General features: G+C 58.5%; 21 protein-coding genes. 10 read left to right on the top strand and 11 right to left on the bottom strand.

Annotated features, from left to right (window positions below):
* Nucleotides 1-471: 471 nt before the first annotated feature.
* The gene (locus ACYJRZ_RS17150; RefSeq protein WP_459460848.1) at nucleotides 472-1,053 is read left to right on the top strand and encodes a hypothetical protein; all 582 of its coding nucleotides are present in this window, start codon (nucleotides 472-474) and stop codon (nucleotides 1,051-1,053) included.
* A gap of 398 nt (nucleotides 1,054-1,451) precedes the next feature.
* The gene (locus ACYJRZ_RS17145) at nucleotides 1,452-2,516 is read left to right on the top strand and encodes a glycosyltransferase (protein WP_459460846.1); all 1,065 of its coding nucleotides are present in this window, start codon (nucleotides 1,452-1,454) and stop codon (nucleotides 2,514-2,516) included.
* A gap of 64 nt (nucleotides 2,517-2,580) precedes the next feature.
* On the opposite strand, the gene ACYJRZ_RS17140 is transcribed toward ACYJRZ_RS17145, so the two are convergent.
* The 3 genes from ACYJRZ_RS17140 to ACYJRZ_RS17130 all read right to left on the bottom strand — a co-directional run bounded on the left by ACYJRZ_RS17140 (nucleotide 2,581) and on the right by ACYJRZ_RS17130 (nucleotide 5,637).
* Nucleotides 2,581-3,822 carry a glycoside hydrolase family 5 protein gene (locus tag ACYJRZ_RS17140; RefSeq protein ID WP_459460844.1) on the bottom strand — a complete coding sequence of 414 codons (1,242 nt, stop codon included), beginning with the start codon at nucleotides 3,820-3,822 and terminating at the stop codon, nucleotides 2,581-2,583.
* A gap of 76 nt (nucleotides 3,823-3,898) precedes the next feature.
* Nucleotides 3,899-4,381, bottom strand: coding sequence for a YybH family protein (locus ACYJRZ_RS17135; RefSeq protein WP_459460842.1), 483 nt, complete (start codon nucleotides 4,379-4,381; stop codon nucleotides 3,899-3,901).
* 17 nt (nucleotides 4,382-4,398) lie between these two features.
* Complete coding sequence (locus ACYJRZ_RS17130) at nucleotides 4,399-5,637, bottom strand: YbfB/YjiJ family MFS transporter (protein ID WP_459460840.1); 1,239 nt, start codon at nucleotides 5,635-5,637, stop codon at nucleotides 4,399-4,401.
* Between the two features lie 100 nt (nucleotides 5,638-5,737).
* On the opposite strand from ACYJRZ_RS17130, the gene ACYJRZ_RS17125 reads away from it, so the two are divergent.
* Nucleotides 5,738-6,622 carry a LysR family transcriptional regulator gene (locus tag ACYJRZ_RS17125; RefSeq protein WP_459460838.1) on the top strand — a complete coding sequence of 295 codons (885 nt, stop codon included), beginning with the start codon at nucleotides 5,738-5,740 and terminating at the stop codon, nucleotides 6,620-6,622.
* On the opposite strand, the gene ACYJRZ_RS17120 is transcribed toward ACYJRZ_RS17125, so the two are convergent.
* The 6 genes from ACYJRZ_RS17120 to ACYJRZ_RS17095 all read right to left on the bottom strand — a co-directional run bounded on the left by ACYJRZ_RS17120 (nucleotide 6,606) and on the right by ACYJRZ_RS17095 (nucleotide 13,718).
* Entirely contained in the window at nucleotides 6,606-8,339 is a 1,734-nt protein-coding gene (locus ACYJRZ_RS17120) for a M14 family metallopeptidase (RefSeq protein ID WP_459460836.1), read from the bottom strand. The two genes, ACYJRZ_RS17125 and ACYJRZ_RS17120, sit on opposite strands and share 17 nt — an antisense overlap.
* Before the next feature lie 6 nt (nucleotides 8,340-8,345).
* Nucleotides 8,346-9,194 (bottom strand): ABC transporter permease, encoded by an 849-nt coding sequence (locus tag ACYJRZ_RS17115; RefSeq protein ID WP_459460834.1) that lies wholly within the window; start codon nucleotides 9,192-9,194, stop codon nucleotides 8,346-8,348.
* Between the two features lie 5 nt (nucleotides 9,195-9,199).
* Nucleotides 9,200-10,123, bottom strand: a complete 924-nt coding sequence (locus ACYJRZ_RS17110; protein WP_459460832.1) for an ABC transporter permease — start codon at nucleotides 10,121-10,123, stop codon at nucleotides 9,200-9,202.
* Between the two features lie 63 nt (nucleotides 10,124-10,186).
* The gene (locus ACYJRZ_RS17105) at nucleotides 10,187-11,713 is read right to left on the bottom strand and encodes an ABC transporter substrate-binding protein (RefSeq protein ID WP_459461261.1); all 1,527 of its coding nucleotides are present in this window, start codon (nucleotides 11,711-11,713) and stop codon (nucleotides 10,187-10,189) included.
* 53 nt (nucleotides 11,714-11,766) lie between these two features.
* A complete protein-coding gene (locus tag ACYJRZ_RS17100) occupies nucleotides 11,767-13,590 on the bottom strand; it encodes an ABC transporter ATP-binding protein (protein WP_459461259.1) in 1,824 nt (607 codons plus the stop codon).
* A complete protein-coding gene (locus ACYJRZ_RS17095) occupies nucleotides 13,590-13,718 on the bottom strand; it encodes a hypothetical protein (protein WP_459460830.1) in 129 nt (42 codons plus the stop codon). The genes ACYJRZ_RS17100 and ACYJRZ_RS17095 overlap by 1 nt, the downstream gene beginning before the upstream one ends.
* Before the next feature lie 313 nt (nucleotides 13,719-14,031).
* On the opposite strand from ACYJRZ_RS17095, the gene ACYJRZ_RS17090 reads away from it, so the two are divergent.
* The 4 genes from ACYJRZ_RS17090 to ACYJRZ_RS17075 all read left to right on the top strand — a co-directional run bounded on the left by ACYJRZ_RS17090 (nucleotide 14,032) and on the right by ACYJRZ_RS17075 (nucleotide 18,119).
* A complete protein-coding gene (locus tag ACYJRZ_RS17090) occupies nucleotides 14,032-14,724 on the top strand; it encodes a GntR family transcriptional regulator (protein ID WP_459460828.1) in 693 nt (230 codons plus the stop codon).
* 157 nt (nucleotides 14,725-14,881) lie between these two features.
* Nucleotides 14,882-16,084: an MFS transporter gene (locus tag ACYJRZ_RS17085; RefSeq protein ID WP_459460826.1), complete on the top strand. Its 1,203-nt coding sequence runs from the start codon at nucleotides 14,882-14,884 to the stop codon at nucleotides 16,082-16,084.
* 89 nt (nucleotides 16,085-16,173) lie between these two features.
* A complete protein-coding gene (locus ACYJRZ_RS17080; protein WP_459460824.1) occupies nucleotides 16,174-16,851 on the top strand; it encodes a FadR/GntR family transcriptional regulator in 678 nt (225 codons plus the stop codon).
* On the top strand, nucleotides 16,848-18,119 hold the full coding sequence (locus ACYJRZ_RS17075; RefSeq protein ID WP_459460822.1) for a CynX/NimT family MFS transporter: 1,272 nt from the start codon (nucleotides 16,848-16,850) through the stop codon (nucleotides 18,117-18,119). Before ACYJRZ_RS17080 ends, ACYJRZ_RS17075 begins: the two co-directional genes overlap by 4 nt.
* Nucleotides 18,120-18,307: 188 nt before the next feature.
* On the opposite strand, the gene ACYJRZ_RS17070 is transcribed toward ACYJRZ_RS17075, so the two are convergent.
* Nucleotides 18,308-18,781 carry a Ros/MucR family transcriptional regulator gene (locus ACYJRZ_RS17070; protein ID WP_459460820.1) on the bottom strand — a complete coding sequence of 158 codons (474 nt, stop codon included), beginning with the start codon at nucleotides 18,779-18,781 and terminating at the stop codon, nucleotides 18,308-18,310.
* Nucleotides 18,782-19,026: 245 nt separating this feature from the next.
* Entirely contained in the window at nucleotides 19,027-19,446 is a 420-nt protein-coding gene (locus ACYJRZ_RS17065; protein ID WP_459460818.1) for an NUDIX hydrolase, read from the bottom strand.
* Between the two features lie 175 nt (nucleotides 19,447-19,621).
* Between ACYJRZ_RS17065 and ACYJRZ_RS17060 the strand changes: the two genes are divergently transcribed.
* From ACYJRZ_RS17060 to ACYJRZ_RS17050, 3 genes are read left to right on the top strand one after another with little or no spacing between them, the layout of a single operon-like run.
* Nucleotides 19,622-19,948, top strand: a complete 327-nt coding sequence (locus ACYJRZ_RS17060; RefSeq protein WP_459460816.1) for a PadR family transcriptional regulator — start codon at nucleotides 19,622-19,624, stop codon at nucleotides 19,946-19,948.
* Entirely contained in the window at nucleotides 19,945-20,517 is a 573-nt protein-coding gene (locus ACYJRZ_RS17055) for a DUF1700 domain-containing protein (RefSeq protein ID WP_459460814.1), read from the top strand. The genes ACYJRZ_RS17060 and ACYJRZ_RS17055 overlap by 4 nt, the downstream gene beginning before the upstream one ends.
* A gap of 34 nt (nucleotides 20,518-20,551) precedes the next feature.
* A complete protein-coding gene (locus ACYJRZ_RS17050) occupies nucleotides 20,552-21,259 on the top strand; it encodes a GIN domain-containing protein (protein ID WP_459460812.1) in 708 nt (235 codons plus the stop codon).
* Nucleotides 21,260-21,313: the final 54 nt, after the last annotated feature.

The raw sequence follows: 21,313 nt of genomic DNA, 5'->3' as shown, positions 1-21,313 counted from the left end.
AAGAAAAGCGCGCGAGATCATGTCTCGATCCGGAGTGAACATGGATTAGAGACAAGGTTAATGTCTTAGCCGCCAGCTATCGTATCGGCGAACACAGATGAATTTGCCAGACAACAAAATAGCGGCGAGCGCTAGCTGCTATCAATAAAACCCTCGATACGCGGCAAGTTTCCACTGCTGTAGAATACTCCAGAGCGAATATGCCCAGCATCACGAGAGTGCCGAAGTTCTATATTGGGACAAGAGAGGGCTATCCCAGCAAGCGAAAAGATACGAAATTTACGCTTCGCGGCCGAAAGGGCCGCAATGGGATGGCTGAAATGGCGAATTGTGGCGCAATAATAACGGATTATGTTGCCATTATACATCTATCCTTTACATATATGCGGGCATCCCTGTGGAGGAGCTCCGTCAGCTTTTTCGAAGCAATGGCGGCGTGACAAGGAACGCTAACCTGAAGAGATCGGATCAATGGCAAACTTTCTTGAGAAATGGACTTCCAAAAAGGCTGACAAGCCGAAGGCTGGTGCGCGGAACGTTGTTGATACATTTCGTGCCCGAGTAGCAGAACAGAAGGCATATCTGGAGGAGTACGAGCGCGACGCTGCTGGCTTCAAGAAGTGGCGCTCCACTTGGTTCCAGCGTGTTCCAGGCGGATATGGCGTAACGGTCGGTCGTGACTCGATCAATGCCGGTCGCGGCTTGAGCTATGTCGTCGTCGATACCATCAAGGACGTGGCTGAGTTTCTCGATGATCTCGCCTATCATGCGGAACACGATGTTGGTTTCCAGCAGGCTCTTGAGCAGAACCGCCAGCGTCGTGTCGCACTCCTGAACGCGGCAAAGACCGGAGGCAAGGCAACAACGGCCAAGGCGAAAGCCAAGGCAAAGCCCGCAGCGGCAAAACCGGCTGCCGCCAAGCCCGCTGCTGCCAAGACGTCGCCGAGAGCTACCCGGGCAAAGGCTGCTGCCGCAGCTCCCGCATCGGCTGTAGCAGAAGCGGCAAAGCCGAAGCGCACTCGCAGGACGAAGGCGGCCGGCGCGGCAGAATAAAAGTTGATGGAGCCCGCCTCGCGCGGGCTTCATTTTGTCTTCCTTCACGAAGAACTATGCGTCCTGCGGTGAGACGCAGCATTTATGTTGCAGATGCAATTTCATTGGGAAGAAAGAACACTCTGATCGCGACAAGCATAGCTGGCGCTTCGGTCTTTATTGCATGCATGAATGCGGCGATGAAATTCCCATCACGAGCAGTGGTCATTCAAAAGCCATAAAACTGTTGAGGCTTGGAACGGCAAGATGGATCGGCATGATCCAATAGCTGTTGCTCGATATGTTCGTGAGACACCCCGTCGGCATCGATACATATCCCTGTTCGTAGCGGCTTCATCCATAAGGACCTGAATGAGAAGGTTCGCCGCAACCAAAGCAGATCTGCGAGGTTCAATGCGATGCATTCCATCCCAGACCGCGTTCCCGTTTCCATCGTTATTGCGAATTATAACTACGCGCATTTTCTGAGGCGCAGCATCGATAGCGCGCTAGAACAAGATTATGACGATGCCGAAGTCATCGTCGTCGACGATGCATCGACGGACGCGACGGCCGATGTCGTTGCCGCGTATGGCGATCGTATCAAGACATGCCTGCGCGAGGCGAACGGCGGACATGCTGCCGCATTCAACACTGGCTTTGCATCCAGTCGGGGCGAGATCGTATTGTTTCTCGATGCGGATGATTATCTCTATCCGAATGCAGTATCGGAGGTTGTTGAAGCCTGCGAGGAGACGACCGCACAGGTGCAGTTCAGGCTGCATATCGTCGACGAAAAAATGCATGTAAAGGATGTATTTCCGCCTATCGAATTGCCCTTCGATTCCGGTGACGTCACGCCGGAACTGCTGCGAAAGGGGCGCTATCAGACGACGGTCACCAGCGGTCTGGCATTCCGACGTTCCGTACTGGAGAAGGTCATGCCGGTGCCTGAGCCTGAGTTTCGGCAGGGAGCGGATGGATATCTTGCCACGGTTGCGCCGCTTCATGGTGAGGTAACCTCCATCGACGATTGCCTCGGCGCCTATCGCATTCATGGCGCCAATCATTCCGTCTTCGCCGAAAAACTCGGCCAGCGCGCGCGCTGGCGCATCACGCATGATTTCCGCCGGCTGGAGGCCTTGTCGGATCAGGCAAGCGAGGTCGGATTGAACATGCGTGAGGATGCCGCCCTGCATGATCCCGTGCATCTGGAAGAGCGTCTGGCATCGCTTTGCATCGACAGGCGCCAGCATCCTGTCGCGAATGATTCCAAGCTTTCGCTTGCAGCGGCCGGCGCGGTTGCCAGTCTCAAGATGAACGCGTCGCGAAAGCGTCGCCTGATGCTGGCGGGATGGTTTCTTTCCATTGGCGTCCTGCCGAGCGATATCGCGAGGACTATTCTGTCATGGAAGCTCGTTGCCTCATCGAGGCCTCGATTTCTCCGGCGTCTCTCGAAGACCATCAGGCATGCGATGGGATAAAAGGATCAGGGAGACTTGGAGTGTCTCGTGCCAAAGGACGGTACTAATCTTATTCGCTCTTGCTTTATTTACGCGACGGCCCCATCAGGGCGTCGATCACATCTTGATGGTGGATGTTTCTACCATGGCGGCTGTCGGTCGCAAGCTGCATCAGCCCGGAAAAGGCGCTCCTGACGGAAGGTTTCTTGCCTTCCCCGCGGAGATAGGCGGTCAGGTCGCGATAATTTGCATTCGTCCTGATCTCCAGCGGGTTGCCGGCGCCCATTTTCTTCAGAGGCCACCACGACCAGCCGATACCGTTCCTCTCCTGCAATTCTACGGCGCGCGCGTACCAGTCGTTGTTATTCTCACCGGATTCGCCGTTCCATAGTGGCATGTCATATTGCTCACGCAACTTCAGGAAAGGCTCTATCGAATCCTGGGTCGTCGGCGTCCAGTATTTGTGAAAGCTGAGCGCTGTATTGCGGTCATCGATCGGCAAAAAGCCGGCATAATTATTGCCCCAGCAATTGCCTTCGATAATAAGCATGTGGTTGGTGTCGATCGCGCGGATGGCGCGGATGGTGCGTTGGTAGATATCGCGCAGCGGCCTGTTCTCGGTTTCGCGGCAGCCGCCCTTGTCGCTCTCGTCCTGAAAACCCCAATTCGGCTCATTGAGGAGATCGTAACCCGCAATCGTCGATTCGTCCTTGTAGCGGCGTGCGATCTCGCTCCAGAGCGCGATCATTATTGCCTGATTTTCGTCGCTGTCCCAGAGCGAAGGTTTATCCGGATCGCGGTCGGAAATTGCGATGTCATGCCCTTGACCACCCGGTGCTGCATGCAGATCGAGGATCAAGTACATATCATGGGCTTTCAGCCAGCGGATCAGCGCATCGACCTGCCTAAAGCCTTCTTCGTTCCAGACAATGCTTTTTGACGTGCTGCCGTCTTTGATAAAGAGTTTCCAGTGCATCGGCAGGCGCACGCTGTTGAAGCCCCATTTGGCCATAGCGTCGATATCGGCTTTCGTCACGGCATTGTCGAGCCAGGACCGATAGAACTGTTCGGTCCTTTTCTCGCCGATGATTTCGGAAATGCGGCGACGAATGATGTGCTGTGCCTTCAGATTGGAGAGGCCCATCATGTAGCCTTCCTGCACCATCCAACCTCCGAGGCCGAGACCACGCAGGATGAGGGGATTGCCCTTGCCGTCGACGATTCGCTGATGATCGGCGCGAACGAATCCCTCGGCATGTGCCGGCGGTGCAAATGACCCCAGGCAGATAATGGACAGGCTGGCGAGCAGCAGCAGAAAATGCCTCATGAATTCCAACTCGCGTGAAACTTTGGCGCCATGTGGGCAAGGTAGCGCGCAGAGGGCCAAAATCTCGTGACAACATCTACGCTGGTCGCTCCAATGGCGCGCCGAAGATGATTTCCTGATAGGCAGCAAGCAGGGCAGGTTCCTCAATGGAGCCATGATGGTGGAGCTGACGCCAGACGCCGTCGATCCGGGTGAACCAGCGTGTCGTGCGAATGCGAAGCTCGATACTCCTGTCGGCCGTGACGCAACTTCCCCGCTCCCGGCCAACGAACAGATGCCAGTCATCATCGCCTTGGCTGGTAAAATCGTAGAATGCGACCCGGACTTTCGCCTTTCCACCAAACAGCTTCGCATAGCCCTCGCGGATCGACGGCCATCCGCGCCGGATGCCTCCGATCGGATTGTCCATGATTGGCCTGTCGCCATCGGCCCAGTTGGCAGCGAGTGCTTCCAGGTCGCCGGCATTGAAGGCGCGATAAAAGCCAATGAGCGCATCAAGGGCGCCGCCATCGCCTAGCATGTTTTCGCGGCCGGTGATCTCGGTCAAAAGTTCTGTCATGTCCAATTCTCTTGCAGTTATAATTCATGATCCTGAGCGTGGTCCCCGGGAGTGCGGATAAGCACGGCGGCGGAGAGGTCGATCGCCAGGGCAAGAACCATGGCGCCGGCCCCGATCAAGAAGAGCATGCCGTAGTTATCGCCGGTTCGGGCAAAGACGAAGGAAAGTCCGTAAGCCGCTGTTGCCTGGAACAGGGCAAAGAATACGGTTGCCAGGCTCCAGGCGACCTTCTGCTGCGCCGGATGGTGCGGCAGTAGTTCTGCGATCCTGCCGAGCATCAGCGGAACCGTGCCGGTTACGAAGCCGCCGACGATCAGGCTCGACGCGATGAGCCAAGCCTGCCCGCGGCCAAAGGTGGAAATGGCGACTGCGACGGCCTCGAGAAGGAAGGCGAACCGCAGCGCTGCGGCAAAACCCGTGCGATCGGCCAAATGGCCGGCGAGGATGGGGCCGATGGTCGCGCCGAGGCCAAACAGCACCCAGTATTCCGCGCCGACCTGCAAACCCTCTCCCAAGCCGCGGGCAACGAAATCCACGAGGAAGATCATATGCGGGACCCAGCCGGCGGCATTCAGCCCATATTCGATGTAGAGCGCGCGCAGCGTCCACCGTTTCGAGACATGCGTGGCATGATGGCTTGTGGTGGTATGGACGGCGATTTCGCGCGGCCATCCGGCCCAGGCAATGATCGTGAGCAGCAGCGATAAGGCGCCGAGGCCGAGCCATGTCTTACGCAATCCCTGTTGAAGCAGCAGAGGAACTAGCGTGCCCGACAGGGCAACGCCGGCGCCGATGCCCATGAAGATTATACCGCTGGCAAGCCCTCGGCGAGACGGTGCGATCAGCGGCAGGACGGTCGGCGCCGCGAGTACCATCAGGGCGCCACCAGCAAGGCCGGCTGCAAAACGCCACGCAAAGAACCATGGAAAGCTGACGGGAAAAGCGCAGGCAAAGAAGGCTGCCGTTGCGGCAAGCATCATGATCCTGAGCGTCAGGACGGTGGAAGTACGTGCGGCGATCGTCCGCCCGAGCAATGCGCCGACCAGATAACCGGAAAGATTTGCGGCACCGAGATAGGCAGCCGCCGGGGCTTCGAACCAATTGTTATCGACGATGGCGGGCAGGAGCGGCGTATAAGCGAAACGGGCAAGAGCGATGCCGATAAGGCAGGCACAGAATGCCGACAGGATGGCCCGCCATGCCACCTGGGCATCATAATGGTTCCGGCCGGTTTCGTGCGTGGCGGTTTCGGTCATGGGCGGTCTCTCAGCTATCTATGCTTGAGAGAATACGCCGCGCGTTATATCATAAAAAATGATTTATTGTGAGAACAGTTATCTCTATTGGAGATGGGAAATGGATGTATCGGATCTCAAAGTTTTCGAGGCGGTATCGCGGCACGGCAGCATGAACCGGGCGGCGCGGGAGCTACATACGGTTCAATCGAATGTAACGGCGCGAATCCGGGCACTGGAAGAAGAGCTGGGCGTCAGCCTGTTCCAGCGGCATGCGAGGGGCGTATCGACCACGCCGGCGGGACAACGAATTCTGCCCTTTGTCGGTCGCATTACCAAGCTCTTAGCCGATGCTCGCACTGCCGCCAGGGATGATGGCGAGCCGGGCGGGACGCTTTCTCTCGGCAGTCTGGAAACGACGACGGCATTGCGATTGTCGCCGCTCCTCGGCCAATTCGCCAAGACCTATCCGCAGGTGCGTCTTGTCGTGACAACAGGCACGACCCGCCGACTGATCGACGATGTCGTTTCATGCCGGGTCGAGGGCGCCTTTGTGGCGGGTCCGGTCAGCCATCCCGATCTCGAGCAGGAGGTGATCTTTCAGGAAGAGCTCGTTCTCGTGACATCGCCTGCCATTCGCGGAATGGAGGATTTGGCCGGCATTATCGATCTCAAGACTATCGTCTTCCAGATCGGCTGCTCCTATCGGCAGCGGCTGGAGTCGCTTCTTGCCGATATGGGGATCGTCACGTCGAAGCCGTTGGAATTCGGTTCTCTCGACACGATCATAAGCTGCGTGTCGGCTGGGGTCGGCATCACCCTCTTGCCGAGAGGCGTCGTCGCTGCCGTCGCCCATGAGGGCAGGGTTGCGATTCACACGCTTCCTCCGGAACGGTCGCTGGTGGATACGCTTTTCGTGCGCCGATCGGATGCCTATACGACGAGCGCCATGACCGCCCTGCTCGATATGCTCACATCGGCGAGCCCGATTAGCTTAACGCCATAATTTCCTGCCAGGAGCGGTAGGCGGAAAGCACGGTTTCCATCTGCGCGGTATGGCCGGCGATGAATGCGTTGCCGTAGATGGTCTCGTCGGGATATTCGGTGATCAGGGTCATCGGTACCGTGTGGCGGTCGTCGATATTGGCAAAGCACGGGAAGCCGTTGATGATGCGGAAGCCGGTTTCGCCGGCATGGTTTTCATAGAGTGCGATCTGGCGGTCGTTGTAATCCAGCAGACCGGGGATGGCGCCGAGGTGTTTGGTGACCTTGTCCAGAAGCTGCTCGGCCTGAGCCGCCCAGCCGGAATGATAACGGGCAATCAGGAAAAAGCCCTTCGGCAGCGTCCACATGGCGAAGTTGCGGGGAACGTAGCCGGAGAGCGGACGTGTCCACTCATGCGCCGGATAGCCATGCAGGTTGACGTGCAGCTGCGCTCCGCTCAGCCTCTCCGCCTCGAAGCGGATTTTCTTTTCGAAGAGATAGGGACCGGCAGTCTCTTCGGTCCGATATTCGAGATCGTCGCCAAGCGCGGTATAGCGGGCGGCATGATACATGTGGCGCGGGCTGTCCTGGCGCAGGCGCTGATGCAGTGCGTAACCGTCCGGATTTTCGAGCGGCGAGATAGTAAAATGCGCGCCTTCGATCCCGGCAAGCCGACGGGCTGCGCGCAAGGCACCCGCGGTGCCGGTCGTCTCATTGGCGTGCTGTCCGCCGCTGATCATCACGGCTGCATCGCGGCCCTTGATATAGCGGGCTCTGACTGTGCGGCCGGAGCGAGTAAGGGCTTCAAAGGTTTCGCCGCCGCCGATCTTGTTAAGCTCGGCCTCGATCTGTTGCACAGCCAGAGGTTCCGTCGCCGTCTCGATCTGCTGTTCGGCTCTATCCCAGTAGCGAGACGTCAGTGGCTGCGTTTCCACCCGGACGGAAATCTCGCCGGAGGACTGCAGGATCTGCGGAACGATCTGCCCCGGCTTCAAGCCACGGTCGCCCAGCGGGCGGCCGGATTTCTTCTGGAAAAATTCGAGCAGCGAGAAATAGAAGTCCTCATGCAGCGCCTCGCGGAGACTCATGACCTCGTCGCCGATGGGCAAGGCCTCGTCCAGCGCAGGCAGGGAAACGCGAATGTTCAGTTCATCGAAATAGGGTTCGCTTGCGCCCCAATCGAATTGCGTGACCGCGTTGATCGTCTCTTCGAAGAGTTGTTCATAATCGGTGACGAGCCGGTCGCCCGTCGCATTGCCGTTCCTCGTGAGCCAGCCGGTCGGGGAAACGCTCGTTTCGCCGGCGGCATCGATATGGACGCGATTGGGCACGAGCACCTGCAATTGGCGTTCCTGGCCGGCAGTGCCTTTCAGCAGAACGTCATAATGAAAGTCGCTGTCGGCTCGCGCGGTAAAGGTGATCTCGCGAGCTCCCACCATTGCCGCGAGCGGATAGGCTTCCAGGCGGAAGCGGTTTTCCGGTGCGTTGGGATGAACCGGATAGCGGATCTCGATCGCATTCACATCATGCAGGTCGATTTCCTCGATGAAGGCATTGACCAGCGGCTTGTAGGCGCTGCGAATGCGGGCCTTTATGCCCTTTTCCGCGAGCTTGTGTTCGGTCTGCTGGCGGCTTTCTCGGTCATCGAAGGTCCATGCCTCGAAGTTCTGGCTGGGCTTGGCATCGGCGACAAGGCGCCACAGGGTGCGCTCAAAACTTCTTTCGAAAATCAGAGTCATGATGTCTTACCTTGTCGTTCTGCCAGTCGGATCGAGGCTGTCGCGCAGCCAGTCGCCAAGAAGATTGAGGCCAAGTACGGTCAAAAGGATTGCAACGCCCGGAAAGAGGCTGACCCACCACGCTGTCTGCAGATAGGTGCGCCCGTCGGCCAGCATGCCGCCCCAGCTCGGAATGGTGGGATCGACACCCATGCCAAGGAAGGTGAGGCTGCTTTCCAGGAGAATGTTGGTGGCGATATTCAGCGTCATCAGCACGATTACCGGGCCGATGAGGTTCGGCAGCAAATGCTGGAAGATGATGCGCCAATCTTTGACGCCGATCGCGCGCGCCGACAGGATGAACTCGCGCTCGCGCAGGCTCAGCACCGAACCGCGTACAAGTCGCGCATACTGCACCCATTGCGAGACGATCAAGAGGATGATGGTGTTGGTGAGACTGCCGCCGACGATGGCGATGAAGGTGATCGCCAGAAGAATGAAGGGCATGGCGAGCTGGACGTCGGCAAAGCGCATCAGCAGCATGTCCCAGATGCCGCGGTAGTAGCCAGCGGCAAGCCCCACCAGCACGCCGAGAACCACGCCGCCGATCACGGAGGTGAGGCCGACGGTCAGCGATATTTTGCCGCCTGCGACGACGCGGGCCAGTACATCGCGGCCGAGCGGATCGGTACCAAAGGGATGAGCGAGGCTGGCGAAGGGCCTTGCAAGCCTTGCCATCAGATCGATCTTTTCTGCGCCGCCGGGAAAGAGCACATCGGAGAGAAGCACCGCAAGGCAGATGACGACAGTGAGCAATGCGCCGAAGATAAATTCGAAGTTTAGAAAGCGCGAACGGCGTGAGATCGTGGCGGCCATTAGCGTTACTCCGTGCGGATACGGGGATCGACAAGGCCATAGGCGATGTCGACGAGAAGATTGACGCCGACGATAAACAGCGCCAGCACGGTGATCACGCCCTGCAAGACCGGGTAGTCGCGGGCGCCGACGGCGTCGAATGCCAGCGTGCCGAGACCGGGCCAATTGAAGACGCGCTCGATGACGACGATGCCGCCGAGCAGCCCGCCGAACTGGATGCCGAAATAGGTGATGAGCGGGATGGCGCAATTGCGCAGCGCGTGCTTGTAGAGCACCTTGCTTTCGCTAAGGCCCTTGGCGCGCGCGACCATGATATATTGCGACTGCAGCGTTTCCAGCATGGCGGTGCGCACCAGGCGCACATTCGTCGCCGTCAGGATCACGCCCATCGTCACGGCTGGCATGACATAGCTCGAAATGCCGACCATGCCGCTCGGTGGCAGCCAGCCGAGCGTGATGGAAAACAACAGCACCATCATCAGCGCCAGCCAGAAGTTCGGGAACGATAGGCCGAGGAGCGAGAGAACGCGGATCACCTGGTCCGCCGTCTTGCCGCGTGCAGTCGCTGCCTTGATGCCGAGCGGGATGGAGATCGCGATCGACACGACCATGGAGATGAAGGCAAGCAGCAGTGTTGCGGGCAGGGCATTGGCGATCAGTTGCGAGACTGGCGTGCCGCCGGTGAAGCTGCGGCCGAGATTGAGCGTCAGCAGTCCCTTCAGGAAGCTGAAATACTGCACGAGGAAGGGCTGGTCTGTGCCGAGGGCTGTGCGAATGCGGGCCAGATCGTCTTCCGTCATGCTGCCGCCGCCCTGAAACATCATCACGGCAGGGTCGCCAGTGAGGCGGATGGCGAAGGAAACGAGAAGAGTGATGGCGATCACGACGAAAATCGCCTGCAGCAATCGCTTGATGAGAAAACCGGCCACGTTCTTACCCCGAGAGCTTTCGGATGACGCCGCCGGCCGGGCCGGCGGCGTCATGCTTGATGATTAGTCGACGGTGACTTCGTTGAGCTTGATGCGGGTATCCGGAGCGGGCACGAAGCCTTTGACGCGCTTGCTGACGCCGTAGATCGCATTGCTGTTGTAGAGCGGTAGTTCGAGCGCCTTGTCAGCGACATATTTGCCGATGTCCTTCAGTACCTTTTCGCGCTCGGCGCGATCGGTGAGCGGGCGCTGCGATTCCAACAGCTTGTCCAGAGCGGCATCCTTTTCATAAGGATTCCACTTTTCGCCGGAGTGATACATCGAATAGGCCGTGTTGTCGTAGTCGAAGGTCCAGCCGCCCCATTTCTGCTGGAACATCGCGCCGGTCTTGCCCTGCGGAATGATGTCGTTCAGCAGAACGTTGGTTTCATACGGCTTGATGGTGGCGGTGAGGCCGACCATCTGCAGGTAGCTCGCTACGACCTGCGCCACCTCGTTCATGGTCGCGTCGTTGCCCCGAATGTCGATCTGCAATGCCGCGCCGGGCTTCACGCCGGCTTCGGCGAGCAGCTTCTTGGCGGCTGCCGGATCATAGGGAAGCGGCTTCAGGTTTGGATCGTAGCCGAAGGAGAGCGAATTCTGGAAGCTGACGATCTCGGTGCCCTGGCCTGCAAGGATCGACTTGACGATCGTGTCGCGGTCGACGGCCATGATGATCGCCTTACGCACGCGCGGATCGGCCGTGATGCCGTCGCGGGTGTTGAAGCGCAGCGCATCGACCGTGGGGCCGGGAACGCTGGCGATTTCGAGCTTGGAATCGCCCTGGATGACCGGCAGCATGCCGATCGGGATGGTCGGTGGGATGACGATATCGACGCGGCCCGCTTGAAGCTCGGCAACGGCTGTCGCCGGCTCGCTGATGAAGCGGTATTCAAGTTCGGAGAGTTTCGGTGCGCCGCCCCAATAATCCGGGTTGGCTTCGAGCTTGATGTTCACCTTCGGCGTATAAGAGACGAACTTGAAGGCTCCAGTGCCGACCGGGTTGAGGTTGAAATAATCCTCGCCCTTTTCCTTGATATATTTCGGCGGAACGATCATCGCGCCATAGCCGGCAAGCTTGGTCAGCAACACAGGATCGGGCGTCTTCAGCTTCATGTCGACCGTGTAGTCGTCGATGACATCGATGCTCTCGATCGCGGTGTAGTTCGAGCGCTGCGGTCCCTTGGCGCCCTGTTCGCCGAGCAGGCGGTCGAAGGTGAACTTCACCGCTTCGGCATTGAAGGGTTCGCCGTCATGGAATTTCACGTTATGACGCAGCTTGAAGCGGATGCGCTTGCCTTGATCCAGTTCCTCCCAGGATTCGGCAAGGCCCGGTACCAGCTTGAGATCGGGGCCGCGATAGGTGAGGCCGTCGAAAATATTGGTCGAAACGGCAGCCCATGCCACGAGGAACGTGTCGATCGGATCCCAGCTGCCCGGATCCTGCGACGACGAAACCGTCAGCTTGCCTGCCGCGAAGGCAGGAGTGGCGCTGATAGCGACGCTCGATATCATGATAGCGGTCAGAGCGGTCTTCAGTCCCCATTTCATTCTTTTCATTGAACCTGTTTCCTCTTCAGATCGATGCGGTGGTTGGTAGTCGTTCAGGCGCTCTTGGCGATGAAGTGGCCCGAGGTGATTTCCTCATGAGCCAGGATCGGCGGCTCGTCGCCGACGCGGCGGACGGGATTGGGGATCTCGCCTTCCAGCAGGGTGCTTCTGCGCTCCTGCGTCGGATCGGCGATCGGTACGGCCGAGAGAAGGCGCTGCGTATAAGCATGCATCGGTGTTTCGAAGACCTGGCGGCGGCTACCGATCTCCATGATCTGGCCGAGATAAAGGACGGCAACGCGATGGCTGATCTTTTCCACCACAGCCATGTCGTGGCTGATGAACAGATAGGCGAGCCCATGTTCGGCCTGGAGATCCATCAAGAGATTGATGATTTGGGCTTGGATCGACACGTCGAGCGCGGAAAGCGCTTCGTCGGCGATGATGAGCTTGGGATTGGAGGCCAGGGCACGGGCAATGCAGACGCGCTGGCGCTGACCACCGGAAAACTCATGCGGATAGCGTTCGGCATGGGCCGACGTCAGACCGACGCGCTCCAGAAGCTCGTCTACTCGGCGGCGTACCGCCTTTGATCCGGAGATGATGCCATGGGTGTTGATCGGCTCCGCAATCGAGAATCCCACAGTCTTGCGCGGGTCCAGCGAGGCGAAAGGATCCTGGAAAATGTATTGCACGTCGCGCCGCAGACGAAAGCGCTCCAGCGCCGACATGGCTGCGAAACTCTTGCCGCTGAAGGTGATTTCGCCGGAGCGCGCTTTCTGCAATTGCTGAATGGTGCGGCCGATCGTTGACTTGCCGGAGCCGGATTCACCGACGAGGGCCAAGGTTTCGCCGGGATGAATATCGAAAGCGACCTTCTGGACGGCACTGCAGCGATGCGTGACCTTGCCGAATATGTTCTTCTTGATATCGAAGCGTACGAAGAGGTCGCGTACGGATAGGAGCGGCTGCTGGTCGTAGCGGGCGGTATTCTGAACCCGCTCCTCGCCGACGATCTTCGTCTCGCCGCCGTCGAGGACAGTCAGCGGTATGCGCTTTGGAAAATCTTGACCGGTCATGCTGCCAAGCTTTGGCACTGCGGCGAGAAGTGCCTTCGTATAGGGATGCTTGGGGTTGGCGAATATCTCGCGAACCGGGCCTTCCTCGACCTTCTTGCCCTTCCACATGACAACGACATCATCGGCCATTTCGGCAACCACACCCATGTCATGGGTGATGAAGATCATGCCCATTCCGAGATCTTTTTGCAGGTCCCGCATGATGTTGAGGATCTGCGCCTGGATCGTCACATCGAGGGCGGTCGTCGGCTCGTCGGCGATCAGCAGCTTCGGGCGGCAGGCCAGCGCCATGGCGATCATGACGCGCTGGCGCATGCCGCCGGAAAGCTGATGCGGATAGCGGCTCAAGAGGGCTTCCGCGTCCGGCAGGCGCACCATTTCCAGCAGGCGCCGCGCTTCCTTCATGGCAGTGGATTTGCCGGTCTTCTCATGAAGGAGAAGGGCCTCGCAGATCTGGTCGCCGATGGTGAAGACAGGGTTGAGCGAGGTCATCGGCTCTTGGAAGATCATGGCGATCTCCTTGCCGCGAACTGCACGCATGTCCTTCTGCGTTAGTTTCAGCAGGTCTTTGCCGTTAAAGAGGATGCTTCCACTCTCAAAGCGCGCGCCCATCATATCGGCGAGGCGCATGATCGAAAGCGAGGTCACGGATTTGCCTGAACCGGATTCGCCGACAACTGCGAGCGTCCGCCCCGGTTCGACCGAAAAGGAAAGTCCCTCGACCACGCGGTTTTCGCCGAACCGCACAGTCAGATCCGCTACAGATAGAACCGGTTTGGTGTCGCCTGCGGCAGTCATCATGCGCTTACCTCGGTATTGGGCAGGTCGTTCATGGCATCCGCGATGATTGCCGTGCTGTTCTTTGCATCGATGATGCAGGCGCGCTCGCTGAAACCGCCATCAAGATCGGACCGCAGCGTGCTCATGCCGACACCTGTTGCAGCCTGACAAAATCAGGCGATGTTTTTCTATAAGACAAGCGTCTCACGAACATCTGTATCTGCGTTCCCATTATATTTGTTATGGCGTGAGATAGCATCAAACGACAATCTGGTCTATATTGTTCAACAATTTTCATATTGCCAATCAAAAATGGGGGCAAATCTGCGCAAAATCTTCCGCCGAATCTGGACGTCGACAGGCGTCTGCCCCAGGCAAGCGGAATACCCGATCGCTTTTCAGCAATCGCCTGATATCGCGGGCGTTTGAGACGATTGAATGCAGATGCCGGGAGAGCGAATGAAGCAGACAAATCTTGCCAGCATCGAGCCGGCGGCCGTCGTGGAGACGGGGCAGACGGTTGCGGAACTGACCGCCGCCCGCATCCGCGAGCGCGTGATCAGCGGCACGCTTTCGCCTGGCAGCCATCTATCGGAGGCTGCTCTTTGCGAGGAATTGCAGGTCTCGCGCAACACGCTGCGCGAGGTTTTCCGGCTGCTGACGAAAGAGGGCGTGCTGCGTCATGAGGCCAATCGCGGCGTCTTCGTTACTACGCCGAGTATATCGACGATCATGGATATCTTCCAGATTCGCCGTCTGATCGAGTGTTCGGCACTCGCCAATGCACATCACCGCCACCCAAGCGTCGACAAGATGCGTGCCGCCATCGATGCCGCCGTCCAGCATCGCGACCGTGGCGAATGGCTGGAGGTCGGCAGCGCCGATATCGCCTTTCACGCCGCGATCGTCGAGCTTGCCGACAGTCCCAGGCTTTCTGCCTTCTATGCACAGATTTCGCTGGAACTGCGCCTCGTCTTCGGGCTGATCCGCGATCCAGAATATCTGCACGCTCCCTATGTCGGCCAGAACGCGACTATTCTTGCGCATCTGGAGGAGGGGGCTTCGGCGAGAGCCGCCGAGGCGCTGGAAAAATACCTGTTCCAGGCCGAACGCTTCATTCTGGCTGCCTATTCGCGCGCAATGCCCGGCTGAACACTAAGTCGCTGTGATTGATATGATGAATGATGTGGACAATTCACGTCCGAAGAGCTCAAGCGCAATGCAACCATTTGCGTCCCGACCAGCTTTGACGGAAGGATATCCAGCGCCTCGGATGAAGGCGTGATTTGCAACATTCTCGATCCCGCCAATGACCCGCCTTCTTCCCGATGTTTTCCGCGACCCGATCATACGGGTGAGCATGCTTGCCATTTTCGCCTTTGGTTTTGCCGGAGCCGCGACGTCACCCTATCAATCGGTCGTCGGTATCCGCGAGCTCGGCCTCAGCAATGGGCTCTATTCGACGCTGATTTTCTGCGCGGCAGCGGTGAATGTCGTCGTCAGTATTCTGCTTGGAAATCTGGCGGACAGGCTCGGCCAATATCGAGTCATGATGCTGACGGTCACCGCTTTCGGCGTGCTGGGTTACGGCGCCATTTATGTCGTACCGGCGCAGGCGACTTTCGTGCTCAGCGCCTTGTTCTTTCTGCCCATCTATGGCTCGCTCAACTCGCTGCTCTTTGCCAATGTCCGCGTTGCAACGAGGGAAATGGAGCGCAACGATGTCGCCACCGTCAATTCCGGCGTGCGAGCGATGATCTCCCTTTCCTGGGTACTTGTTCCCGGCATAACCGGAGCGCTGCTTGCAAATTCGGCGAGCATGCTGCCTGCCTATCTTTTCGCCGGTCTCGCCTGCGTCGCCTGTTTCGGATTGATCGCGATTTTTCTGCCGCGCCAGAATGGCATAGACAAGGCCGCGGTACATCATCTCTCCTATCTTGCGGCGCTGGGTGAGGTCATTTCGCCGCCGGTCTTCGTGCGGCTAATCGCCGTCGCGCTGATCAGCAGTACACTGCATGTCAATGGCGCCATCCTGCCGCTTATCGTCACTGGCGCGGCGCACGGAACCGTGGCGGATATCGGCATTTTGGTTGGGATCGTCGCCCTTCTCGAAATCATCTTCATCGTCGTCTGGGGACGTGCGCAGCGGATCATGAGCCACGTCATGGCGCTGGCGATCGGCACGGTGATCTATATCTTCTATTTGGTCCTGCTCGGATTGGCGTCCGCCCCCTGGCATGTCTATGCGCTGACCCTCGTCAGCGGGATTGGGGCGGCTGCCCTGATCAGCATCCCAATTACCTACCTGCAGGATCTGATTGCCGAGCGCCCGGGTTTGGGCAGTGCCCTGATTTCGGTCAATATCTTTCTAAGCGCAGGGCTTAGCGCCCTTCTTTTCGCGATCGGCACGGCCGTCAGCAATTATTCCGGAACGGCGCTCATCGGGGCCGCTGCCGGTTTGCTGGGGCTTGGCTTGCTGCTCTTCTTCGAAAGGGTGAGGCGGCATGGCTAGGCGGTCATTTGTCTGGTGAAAATCATTGACGAGGCATCGAGTATTGCCTAAGTGATAAAGTCATCCGATGACTTGATGAAAGTTCAGCCATGCGCGCTCTGACAAAAACGACGCTTGCGGATACAGCCGTCGAGGCAATCCGCAGTGAAATTACCGCCCGACGCTGGCTGGTCGGGGAAAGGCTGCCGAATGAAGCCTCCCTCTCGTCCATGCTTTCAGTCAGTCGCGGCACGATCCGCGAGGCGGTGAGGGTCCTGGTGTCCCAAGGCTATCTCGAAACCCGGCAGGGATCCGGGACCTATGTTCGGTCGAACAAGGATGTCAGTCTTCCTCTGGATATGGCGCGCCGCGCTGGATTGAGGGATCAGTTCGAAGCCCGGCTTGCGCTGGAGGTCGAGGCCGCGCGGCTTGCCGCGCTGCGCCACTCACCGGACGTCGTTTCACAGTTGCGCGCCTTGCTGGTTGCCCGCGGCAATTATACGGGCGGTGATAAGGCCGCATTCGTCGAGCGCGATCTTGCCTTTCACAGGGCCGTCGTTGCTGCCTCGCAGAACAGGGCCATGATCGAAATCTATGAGTTCTTCTCGTTCTCGATCGCTGAAACCATCGAGGCGACGCTCGGTGAGGATATTCCCGAGCCGGATATGCAGGCGCATATCGCCATCGTCGATGCCATCGAAAGCGGCAGTCCCGAAGCGGCCGACAGAGCCGTGCGCCACTTCATGGCCCCCATCGTCGCTGCTCTTGATCGGTTGCTTATGTCATGACCATGCCATCGCAAAATCCCGCCTCGGTCGAGTTGATCGATGCCGAGGCCGATGAAGTTCCAGCGCCGCTGCCGCATGGAGGCAAATCGCCGATCGGCAGGTTTCTGCTGGGTGCAAGCCTTGTGCTTATCGCTTTCAACCTGAGGCCGGTCTTTTCGAGCGCATCGACGCTTTTGCCGGAGATACGGACCGGGCTTGGTCTCTCCGCCTTCGGCACCAGCATTCTCACGACTTTGCCCGTCATCTGCATGGGACTGTTCTCGCCGCTTGCACCAAGGCTCGCGCAACGCATGGGTACCGAGCGTGTTCTTCTCGGCGTCATTTTCCTGCTTGCGCTGGGCACAGCATTGCGGGGTTTTTCCTCGAGTGCGCTGCTGTTCTTGGGAACCGGCTTGGCTGGTGCCTGCATTGCGATCGGCAATGTACTGCTACCGGGCGTGGTCAAGCGCGATTTTCCCGACAGAGCAGCGCTCATGACAGGTTGCTATACGATGGCGCTATGCGCCGGCGCGGCGAGCGCGGCCGGCTTCACGCTTCCTGTCGAACATGCTCTCGGCGGTTCACTGGGCGGCGCGCTCGCCATCTGGGCCTTGCCTGCTTTCGCCGTCGGACTTCTCTGGCTGCCGCAGGTGATCGGAGCACATAGCCAGGCGCGACGTACCGGCTTCCGCGTCACCGGTTTATGGCGTGACCGCATCGCCTGGCAGGTGACGCTTTTCATGGGGCTGCAGTCGGCGCTTGCCTACTGCGTCTTCGGCTGGCTCGTGCCTATTCTGCGCGAGCGTGGTCTTGACGGTGTAACGGCTGGCGTCATCGTATCGGCCTCGGTCATGGTGCAGGCGGCCGCATGCCTTGTGGCCCCACATATCGCTGTCAAGGGTAAGGATCAGCGGGTCATCAATGTCGGCCTGTGCGCGATCGCCGTCATCGCCTTGCTGGGTCTGCTTTTCGCTCCGCTGTGGACGGTCTGGTTCTGGGCCGTGCTTCAGGGTATTGGCCAGGGTGGATTGATCGCGGTAGCGCTGACCGTCATCGTGCTACGTTCGCCTGATGCGCAAGTCGCAGCGCATCTCTCCGGCATGGCGCAATTCGTCGGTTATTTGCTCGCTGCAATTGGTCCGCTCGTGGTTGGTATGATCCATGGCTGGACGGGAAGCTTTGCCTGGTGCGCGGTATTGTTCGCGCTGCTCGGTCTAGGCGCTGCGATCAATGGCTGGTTTGCCGGCCGCGCGATCACCGTCAACGCGAGGACAATCGAAAACTCATGATGGGATGAGTGTTGGTCGCTTGCAGAGCGATGGGTGAGGGCAGGGCGCTGGTACGGATCACATACTAGCTTCGCCTGCAAAAGGCGGTCTCTATCGATGTGCCAGCCGCCGGATTAGTTTGCTCACGCAAGAATGACTGCTCATTAGAAAAAACAGCACGCTCGCGGCGCCTGGCGAAGCGCTGCCGATTATCCGGCTTTGCGTTGCCGGCGGCGCGGCTCAGCCGCCGGAGGAGTGTCGCTCGTGTCCTTGGTGTGGCCCAGGAGAGCCTTCTTGGCCAACGTCGATCTTGCGGCGGCATAGGAGGCACACACCATTGGATAATCCGCAGGCAAGCCCCATTTCCTTCGGTACTCTTCGGGCGTGAGACCATACTTGCTGTTCAGGTGCCGTTTTAGGGATTTGTATTTCCCGCCGTCTTCCAGGCACACAAGATAATGATCCGTGATGGATTTCTTGATCGGAACCGCCGGCTTCTGCAGCCTTTCCGTTGGCGATACCGACGGCAGAAATTGCTGAGAGCCTGCAAGTGCGGAATAGGTTTCCGTGATAAGCTTCGATAAATCTCTCGTCGCGACCTTATTGTTAAGGACGTAGGCGGCGACGATCTTGCTCGTCAGCTCAAGAAACCTTTCGTTTATGATAGTATTTTGTGTTGTCATTTCCGCCTCCCGTGGCACTCTTTACTTATGTATGAAATGCTGTTTCTGCTTTCAATAGAAATCGGCACGATTAAAAGATATTATGTTGCGATAAGATATAGTTATATTAGACATGAGGGGCTGAAAGTCCAAAGTTGTTATTTTCCCAGTTTTCACTTTCCAGACTTGCGCCTTCGGTCACTCCATTAACGTTGGAGGCCTCTCCGGGTAGCCGTATCGAGGACCGGTCCTGCCGGAATCGGATGTTAGTTGCCGGAGGATATACTTTGTTGTCGGTGAAGCGGCAGGACATGATGCTCGGTGAGCGGCGCCATGACGATACCCTGCGGATTTTGGGGTGAAATCCAGCGGATCTCCTCGATCTCGGCCGTTGCTTCGATTTCAGCATCGCCCACGCGCAGTCGGAATATATCTGCAATGACGGTATGGTCCGGCTCGTTGGCGGCCGGCGCCTGGAAGTGGCCGAGCAAACTCAGATCACTTGTCTCTACCATAAGGCCCAACTCTTCGAAGAGCTCTCTGACAAGGGCGGCCTCCGCCGTTTCCTGCGGCTCGATCTTGCCCCCCGGCTGCATAAAGGCAACCGTGCCGCGCTTGCGCACAAGCAGCGTTTTTCCATCCGGGCGAAGTATCAGGGCGGCTGCTATTCGTATCGTTTTCGCCATGTGGTGATCTGAGCGGATTCGCGGCCTAGTTTCAATACTCATGTCCGCGCGTGATTAGTACATGCTTCTTCGCGCCCGCTGCTTGTTGAAAGCGGCGCGATTAAAAGCACGGTACGCCCGCTATCTTGCATAAACAGATAGCTTGTTATATCCTCCCCGGAAAGCTGAGGCGTTCATGACTGACTCGATCCAAGTTCAATTGCGAAAGGGCGTACTCGATCTTTGCGTCCTGGCCGTACTCTCCCGGGGCGAAAGCTACGGCTATGAGATTGCGAGCACACTTGTGGCGGCGGTCGGCATGGGCGAGGGAACGATCTACCCGCTGATGCGCCGGATGCAGAATGACGGCCTCGTCGCGACCCGCATTGTCGAGTCGAGCAATGGGCCGCCGCGCAAATATTATCGGCTCACGCCGCTGGGGCGTTCGATTTTCGAAGCGCATCGCCGCGACTGGCGCACGTTAGCAAGCTCCGTCGACAAGCTACTTGAGGATTTGCCATGACCAGGGAAGCCTTTTTGCGCACGCTGAGATTGGGGCTTGCAGGCCTGCCTCCGCACGAGATCGACGATATCGTTGCCGACTATGCTGCCCATTTTTCCGAATCCCAGGCGTCAGGTCGAAGCGAGGAGGAGGTTTGCACCGCGCTGGGCGATCCCGCCAGGATCGCAAGGGAATTGCGCGCAGATGCCGGGCTACGTCGTTTCGAGGCGCAGTGGAGCGTACCGAACCTGTTGGCTGCCATGATGGCGCTGGCAGGCCTTGCCCTCGTCGATATCCTCTTCCTGTTGCCTCTGCTGTTTGCGGCACTGTTCGTGACGCTCGGCCTTGCGATCGCTTTGGTGGCCGTTGGGGTCGTCGGTCTGAAGATTGTCGTGACGACCGTGCTGTTTCACGTCGGCTTGCCCTCCATCGGCATGCTGGCTCGTCTGCTCGTTGGCGCCGGGCTGGTGAGCTGCTTCGTGGGTGGCGGGGCCCTACTGCTGATGGGGTTGAGTTTGGGGATTCGCATGCTCGGGCGATATGCCCGGCTGCACTTTCGCTTGGCGCAGGTAGACGAAAGCCGCGCTTGAGAGCTGGGCCGCGAATCGTTGGAGGAAATGAACAATGAACGGAAAATTGGCGACTATTGCGACGACCGGACTGATTTGTGCATTCGTCTTTATCGCCCTTGGCATCGGGCTTTCCGGGCCGGATTGGGCCAATGCAGGACATTGGTGGGGCGTTACGCAATCCAGTTGCGGATCTGCGGCCTCCGGCCGGCAGCAGGTTATCCTGCCGTTTAGCTCCAACGGAAGCTTGGCGATCGATATTCCGGCCTCTGTTGAGTATCAGCCGGGTGGAAAGGCGGAGGCCATCGTCAGCGGTGATCCAGCGCTTCTCGATCATGTGCGGCTGCAGGGCGGCAGGCTGAGCCTGGATTGCAATCCGGGCTGGTCCAACTCCAAGTTCAATGTCAGCCTATCAGGGCCGCTCGTTACCGATTGGAAGGTGCATGGCAGTGGAGACCTCGTCTTGTCGCAGCTCGATCAGGCCGATCTGCGCTTGAGTATATTCGGAAGCGGCAGCGTTACGGCGACTGGAAGTGCACGCACTATCGATCTGGATGTTTCCGGTTCGGGCACGGCGCGTCTCAAGGACCTAGCGGCTCAATCCGTGAAGATTAGAATTCACGGCAGCGGTGATGCGCAAGTCGCAGCTGTTGCGGATGCGGATGTCTCGATCAACGGAAGCGGCAATATCGAACTTTACGGACATCCGGTGCTGCGGCGTTCCGAAATCAGAGGCAGCGGCCGCCTCGTGCAAGTGCCGTGAGGCCAGCCAACGAAGTTCCTCATGATAGCGTCGCTCTCTTATTGGCGGTATCTA

Source organism: Rhizobium sp. No.120, assembly GCF_054558365.1.
The sequence above is the reverse complement of the archived record's forward strand: the minus strand, read 5'-3'. Positions and strand labels throughout refer to the sequence as shown.

What these genes read in the sequence shown, in the direction of transcription:
- ACYJRZ_RS17050 (WP_459460812.1), top strand. Translation starts at nt 20,552, where the DNA reads ATGAACGGAAAATTGGCGACTATTGCGACGACCGGACTGATTTGTGCA.
- ACYJRZ_RS17135 (WP_459460842.1), bottom strand. Translation starts at nt 4,381, where the DNA reads ATGACAGAACTTTTGACCGAGATCACCGGCCGCGAAAACATGCTAGGC.
- ACYJRZ_RS17065 (WP_459460818.1), bottom strand. Translation starts at nt 19,446, where the DNA reads ATGGCGAAAACGATACGAATAGCAGCCGCCCTGATACTTCGCCCGGAT.
- ACYJRZ_RS17105 (WP_459461261.1), bottom strand. Translation starts at nt 11,713, where the DNA reads ATGAAATGGGGACTGAAGACCGCTCTGACCGCTATCATGATATCGAGC.
- ACYJRZ_RS17100 (WP_459461259.1), bottom strand. Translation starts at nt 13,590, where the DNA reads ATGACTGCCGCAGGCGACACCAAACCGGTTCTATCTGTAGCGGATCTG.
- ACYJRZ_RS17120 (WP_459460836.1), bottom strand. Translation starts at nt 8,339, where the DNA reads ATGACTCTGATTTTCGAAAGAAGTTTTGAGCGCACCCTGTGGCGCCTT.
- ACYJRZ_RS17090 (WP_459460828.1), top strand. Translation starts at nt 14,032, where the DNA reads ATGAAGCAGACAAATCTTGCCAGCATCGAGCCGGCGGCCGTCGTGGAG.
- ACYJRZ_RS17080 (WP_459460824.1), top strand. Translation starts at nt 16,174, where the DNA reads ATGCGCGCTCTGACAAAAACGACGCTTGCGGATACAGCCGTCGAGGCA.
- ACYJRZ_RS17145 (WP_459460846.1), top strand. Translation starts at nt 1,452, where the DNA reads ATGCATTCCATCCCAGACCGCGTTCCCGTTTCCATCGTTATTGCGAAT.
- ACYJRZ_RS17130 (WP_459460840.1), bottom strand. Translation starts at nt 5,637, where the DNA reads ATGACCGAAACCGCCACGCACGAAACCGGCCGGAACCATTATGATGCC.
- ACYJRZ_RS17085 (WP_459460826.1), top strand. Translation starts at nt 14,882, where the DNA reads ATGACCCGCCTTCTTCCCGATGTTTTCCGCGACCCGATCATACGGGTG.
- ACYJRZ_RS17075 (WP_459460822.1), top strand. Translation starts at nt 16,848, where the DNA reads ATGACCATGCCATCGCAAAATCCCGCCTCGGTCGAGTTGATCGATGCC.
- ACYJRZ_RS17060 (WP_459460816.1), top strand. Translation starts at nt 19,622, where the DNA reads ATGACTGACTCGATCCAAGTTCAATTGCGAAAGGGCGTACTCGATCTT.
- ACYJRZ_RS17115 (WP_459460834.1), bottom strand. Translation starts at nt 9,194, where the DNA reads ATGGCCGCCACGATCTCACGCCGTTCGCGCTTTCTAAACTTCGAATTT.
- ACYJRZ_RS17150 (WP_459460848.1), top strand. Translation starts at nt 472, where the DNA reads ATGGCAAACTTTCTTGAGAAATGGACTTCCAAAAAGGCTGACAAGCCG.
- ACYJRZ_RS17070 (WP_459460820.1), bottom strand. Translation starts at nt 18,781, where the DNA reads ATGACAACACAAAATACTATCATAAACGAAAGGTTTCTTGAGCTGACG.
- ACYJRZ_RS17140 (WP_459460844.1), bottom strand. Translation starts at nt 3,822, where the DNA reads ATGAGGCATTTTCTGCTGCTGCTCGCCAGCCTGTCCATTATCTGCCTG.
- ACYJRZ_RS17055 (WP_459460814.1), top strand. Translation starts at nt 19,945, where the DNA reads ATGACCAGGGAAGCCTTTTTGCGCACGCTGAGATTGGGGCTTGCAGGC.
- ACYJRZ_RS17125 (WP_459460838.1), top strand. Translation starts at nt 5,738, where the DNA reads ATGGATGTATCGGATCTCAAAGTTTTCGAGGCGGTATCGCGGCACGGC.
- ACYJRZ_RS17095 (WP_459460830.1), bottom strand. Translation starts at nt 13,718, where the DNA reads ATGAGCACGCTGCGGTCCGATCTTGATGGCGGTTTCAGCGAGCGCGCC.